General features: G+C 36.3%; 1 protein-coding gene. It reads right to left on the bottom strand.

Features of this window, described 5'->3' with window-relative positions:
* Positions 1-645: transposase (locus tag B4L98_RS08680; protein WP_291078029.1), on the bottom strand; the 645-nt coding region annotated here is incomplete at both ends.

Here is a 645-nt window from a genome sequence, read left to right as displayed (position 1 = left end):
TTCGACGTTTAACTAACCTGCGATGATAGGCTTTGTTTTGGGTGAGTTTTTCGTGCATTTTATCGTAAAGTGGTTTATGAATACTTTCTTCCAGCTTTTTAAACTTGGTTACCTTTCCACAACACTCGGCTCTTAAGATGCATTTACCGCAGTCATGTTCAGAGCTTCTATAACTTTTCTTTTCGTAACCTTTACTATCAATTAAAGTTCGTTTAAATGGTAAAAAAGCTTTATTTCCGCCTTCTTTAATACATTCGTATCGATTCTCTTTCTTATTAAAAATAAAACCTTCTCGCTCGGGTTTATATTGTCCAAAGTTGGGAATCCAAGCGTCTAAATTATGATCTTCACAATATTGTAAACTAGCACCGCTACTGTAACCAGCATCAGCTAAAACTTCACCTATTTGTATATCGTTTTGTTTAAAATTTGATAAAGTTTGATCCATGATTTCAGAAAAGATTGTACTGTCTTTGCTACCTGCGGTACTGGCACAAGCACCTGTAATCACGTGATGTTTATCGTCAACAGCTAATTGTCCAGCATAGTTCAGTTGGCGTGGTTTACCTGGTTTGGTCGAGATTTTCGCATCAGGATCTGTTGGGCTATAATGGGTATGATTACTTAAAAACTTTGGACGAATAT

The organism is Empedobacter sp. UBA5528, assembly GCF_002426075.1.
GTDB classification, from domain to species: domain Bacteria; phylum Bacteroidota; class Bacteroidia; order Flavobacteriales; family Weeksellaceae; genus Empedobacter; species Empedobacter falsenii_B.
Note: the sequence above shows the minus strand (reverse complement) of the source record. Positions and strands in the feature narration are given on the sequence as shown.